Origin of the sequence: Bacillus cereus (assembly GCF_002577405.1) — a bacterium.
Lineage (GTDB): Bacteria > Bacillota > Bacilli > Bacillales > Bacillaceae_G > Bacillus_A > Bacillus_A cereus_AU.
Genome location: NZ_NULR01000035.1, coordinates 1 through 4,638, shown reverse-complemented (window position 1 = coordinate 4,638; position 4,638 = coordinate 1). Strand labels below are relative to the sequence as shown.

Genomic DNA, 4,638 nt, shown 5'->3' with positions numbered 1-4,638 from the left:
TAGGACGTCGCCAAGCAACTTTAAGACGAGTCAGAATGACTCGTCTTTTTTGTATTTAATGAAATAAGCTTGTTATCTATGGTTCAAGAAATCCATGGGTAACAAGCTTATTTGTTTAAAGGTAAGTGTATTTATACAGTATAAATTTTCAGGAGGATTTTTATTTAGTATAGTTTCACATCAATAAGCTCAAAACGTTCGCAAACGAGCAGCATATCTTCAGAAAAGCCAAGACCAAGCTCGTTTAGTTCCTTTGTAAAGAACTGAATATGGGTGTTTCTCCAGTAACTATAGGTACGATCGCCTTCACCTTCAGCGATAGCGAATTCTTCGGTTACTTCATTCATTGGTGTTACAGTTACCTCTATTGTCTTAATGATAGCTACAGGTTCATCTTGACTATTGAGTACAATACTATAATCATCGTTTGTTGGTAGCGGTTCGTTTTCTAATTCATAAAAAATATGACCGGAGCATGTTGCTGTTTTTACACCGTCAATTACTAACTGTGCGAGATAATCAGGAGAATCACCAAACTGCCAAGCTGTAACAGATGTTGGTTTCTCACTATTCCCCCAATAAGTATCCCAATATGTTTGTGCTAATGGATTCATTTGTATCGTTACCTCACCTTAGTTAATATTAATTCTCTTTATAATCCTTGGATGATTTGCTTAGTTGTAATATCCTTGTAGTCATTTAAAATTTGTATTGTTGTATTACGGATCAATAGAAGCAATACACAAAATGAATATGGTTTGTAAACCTGTTCTGTCCATTTGTGACCATCTTTCCCGTAGCCCCCCCATATTAATTTTACTTGTTTCCTCTAATAGTTGGGAAAGGACTTTTTTGTTGTAGCTTCATAAATAAAGTAATTGAAGTATAGTATATTGGCTAAATGAATTGCAGCGCCACTTTTCATATCAAGAGAACCACGGCCAAACAACCAATCTCCAGATTTTGCATCGGTTTGAACATTTATATTACTTTTATGGATTTGAAAAGGTGTATAAAAAGGAGGGTGGAACGTTCGTTCTGAATGGGTGTAATAGGTACACACATTCAATTGAGGTGCTTATTTTGAGTTTAGTACATGCGTTTAAAGAAGAAATACTATTACTAGGCTCGGGTTTCAAGTATAGCTTTTGATTTTGTATATTTTAATGATTAGTTCAAATAATATTCAGATTATTAATGGTGGTGTATTACTAATATGCCATATTGAAGTGAGTAATACTAGAGGTGAAATAGTTAAAAACCGATATTCCAACCTGAATATCGGTTTAATAATATGTGACTTATATGAATCTATAGCAATACGAAAAGCGTAAATAAGATAGCCAATAAAATACGATAATATGCAAAAGGTTTTAAACCTATCTTCTCTAAAAGTTTCAAAAAAGTTACTACTGCTAGCATTGCTACTATAAAAGAGGTAATGAATCCTACCGCAAACATAGGAATGTCATCGACACTTAAATACTTCCAACTTTTTAATAAGTCTAAACCTGTGGCTCCAACCATTACAGGAAGAGCAATGAGAAAAGAGAATTCAGATGCAGTCTTATAATTTACTTTCGCTAATAGACCTCCAGAAATGGTAGAACCAGCTCTAGAGAAGCCGGGATATACTGCTAAGCATTGAAATAATCCAATTGTTAATGCTTGTCGGTATGTTAAATCATCCAGTGAAAAGGCGGTTGCCTCTTTCTTTTTTACTTCTGCAAAAATCATAAGAATTGCCCCTACTACAAGTCCGATTACGACAGTATACGGCTGAAATAAGTATGTTTTAATAACATCATGTAGTAGTAAACCAGCAACTACTGCCGGAAATAGGCCAAGGAATACATGTAATGCGTTGAATTTTTTCTCTTTTCTTAGAAGAGGCTTAATATTACATAAAGAAACAAGGCGTTTATGATATAAGATAGCGATAGCTAAGATCGCTCCTAACTGAATGACAATTTCAAACGTTTTTGCTCGTTCTCCTTCAAAACCTAATAAATGTCCGACTAATATAAGGTGACCAGTAGAAGAGATAGGTAAAAATTCAGCTAACCCTTCTACAATACCGAGTATGAAGGCAATAATGATATCACTCATAGTTTCACTCCTGTAAATTAATGAATATCTACTCTCTTAAAATAGAATAGTGTTGCAATAAATCCGAAAATGGTAGTTACCGCGATGATGATATAAGAATACTCTGGTGGATAAGTCGATTGTAATTCGTTATTTGCTATATCTAGAGTGGCGGTCCATGGGAATAGGTCTTTGTGTTTTGAATTTACGATCATAAGGTTAGTCATTGTAATAATAATTGTTAATATAATAGGCGGTACATAGGTTTTCATTACAATAGGTGAAGACAATAGAAAAAGACAATAGGAAAAGACAATAGAAAAAGACAATAGAAAAAGAAGTCCACCACATATTAAAAATTTTACGATAGAGTCTAAAAGTAAGGTGATACTAAATCCAGGGAAGCTACCTATTAGCCCTAATAATAAAGTTAGTGCCCAAGCGACTAAAGTTAGCATCATGATCCAAAGGAATAGAAGGATGAACTTACTTATAATAAAGCTAATGCGTGATACTGGGATAGTTAGTAAATGTTTTAGTGTATCTTCTGCATATTCACGGGTAAACAGATAAGCAACCACTACTCCATATAAGGGGAATCCTATAATTAAAGTAGTATATAAGTTAACTTCAGTGAATAATTGATGGAACAAAATAGTCGGAGTTGGCTGTTTTGTTTTTATGTGTATATAAGACGCTACTACTACTAAGAAAGGTGCGACACCAGCCCCAATAATACTAATCAAAAACATATTAGAGCGTTTTAGTTTTAATAGTTCTGTATAGAGTAGATCAACCAATCTTTCCACCTCCAACTAGCTTGGTGAAATAATCTTCTAATCTGTCTGCGCTCATCACCATTTTTAATACTTCAATATCGTCAAGAACAAACGTTCTGTTAATGCGTCCTTGCTGTCCGAAATGAGAGTAAACGCGAATGTTCCCTTCATCACGTACTTCATAATCAAAAATTTGAAAATGATTTTCTAATAGCATCGCAGCTTTATGGTCATTATTCACCTGGAATTCTATGTATTTACGGTTTGCTTTACGCAGCGTATCAAGAGAAACTTCCTCTAGTAACCTTCCTTCATGAATAATCCCCATACGATCGACTAATTGTTCTACCTCGGCTAATATATGACTAGAAATAAGTATCGTTATATTTCTTTCTTGAGCTAAAGATTTAATAAGTTTTCGCATTTCTTTAATACCGATGGGGTCTAGACCGTTAGTTGGTTCATCTAATATGAGTAGTTCAGGATAATGAAGAAGTGCACGTGCAATTCCCAAGCGTTGTTTCATTCCTAAAGAGTATTTTCCTACTAATTTTTTTGTTTCGTGCTGCAAACCTACAATTTCCAAGGCCTCTTCAATTGCATTCCTCTTGTGAACTCCAATTATTTTTGCATTAATTAATAAGTTTTCTTGTGCTGTTAAGTTTTCATAAAACCCTGGAACTTCAACGATAGAACCAATTCTTCTTAAAATGTCTTTTTGGTTTTGAAACAAATCTTCCCCGAATATTTCAATATTTCCACTTGTAGGTTTTATAAGGCTGAGCAGCATACGAATGGTTGTTGTTTTACCGGCACCGTTACGTCCTATGAATCCATAAATCTCGCCTTGTTGTACATTGATATTTAGATTATCTACTGATTTTTGAGTGCCGTATATTTTAGTAAGATTCGTCGTTTTTATAATTGTATTTATAGGAGACACCTACTTTCTATAAGTTCTTAATTACATGATAAAAAGAAGGGTTTAACTACGTATTAATCATTTCTTAACTATTTCTTAAAAGTAGTGTATTTTGGGATGGAAAAGCCAAAAGTAGTTCTTTCCCAAGGAATACTGTTGACCCATATATGTCCACCATTTTTCTCAACGAGCGCTTTACAAATAGAAAGCCCAAGGCCGCTACCACCAAAAGAGGAATTTCTTGATTGTTCGCTTCGGTACATTCGCTCAAATACGTTTGGTAAATCATGTTTTGGAATACCGGGTCCTTTGTCCCAAATAAGAAGTTCATATTCTGTATCAGCTTCTAGTAGCTCGACTCCTACTATTTTCCCATCTTTTCCGTAATAGATGGCATTTTTCGTTAAATTTCCTATAATCCGTATAAGGCTAAGATGATCTGCAATAATAGGACAAGTAATTGCTAGTTTAGCTGGAAAGAGTCAATCGTATAAGTTCGGTAAGATGGGGGAAGCGAGTCCTTTGTAATAGAGAAGTGTCTAAATTGAATAGTATTTAGAAGAATAGATTAGTAAAGAAAAGTAGACGATGGTTTCTATTTTAATGAAATCTTTATAGGTCCTTACCTGGAGATAAAAGAGTACGAAGATATTAAATTAAATATCTTTATAAAAAGGTGTTGACGATTAGAGTTTAGAGGTGTAATATAGGACAAGTCGCCGATAGCAACAACGCAGAAAGCGACAAACGAAATAAAAACAAAATGAAAAACTTAGTTGACATTAACTAACGAAGATGTTAACATAAGGAAGTCGCAAATGAGCGGCAAACAAGTTCTTTGAAAACTGA

At 34.2% G+C, this 4,638-nt stretch carries 4 protein-coding genes and 2 pseudogenes; all 6 read right to left on the bottom strand.

Annotation, left to right across the window (positions count from 1 at the left end; all coding sequences use genetic code 11):
- Positions 1-164 precede the first annotated feature (164 nt).
- On the bottom strand, positions 165-614 hold the full coding sequence (locus COC96_RS26520; protein ID WP_098269746.1) for an ASCH domain-containing protein: 450 nt from the start codon (positions 612-614) through the stop codon (positions 165-167).
- 263 nt (positions 615-877) lie between these two features.
- Positions 878-979: pseudogene (locus COC96_RS28635) on the bottom strand (hypothetical protein); the annotation flags it as partial.
- 332 nt (positions 980-1,311) lie between these two features.
- Positions 1,312-2,109, bottom strand: coding sequence for an undecaprenyl-diphosphate phosphatase UppP (gene uppP / locus COC96_RS26510; RefSeq protein ID WP_098769748.1), 798 nt, complete (start codon positions 2,107-2,109; stop codon positions 1,312-1,314).
- A 17-nt stretch (positions 2,110-2,126) separates the two neighbouring features.
- Complete coding sequence (locus COC96_RS26505) at positions 2,127-2,888, bottom strand: ABC transporter permease (protein ID WP_142340047.1); 762 nt, start codon at positions 2,886-2,888, stop codon at positions 2,127-2,129.
- Complete coding sequence (locus tag COC96_RS26500) at positions 2,881-3,810, bottom strand: ABC transporter ATP-binding protein (RefSeq protein ID WP_098769745.1); 930 nt, start codon at positions 3,808-3,810, stop codon at positions 2,881-2,883. Before COC96_RS26500 ends, COC96_RS26505 begins: the two co-directional genes overlap by 8 nt.
- A 68-nt stretch (positions 3,811-3,878) precedes the next feature.
- A pseudogene (locus COC96_RS26495) lies at positions 3,879-4,247 on the bottom strand (sensor histidine kinase); the annotation flags it as partial.
- Positions 4,248-4,638: the final 391 nt, after the last annotated feature.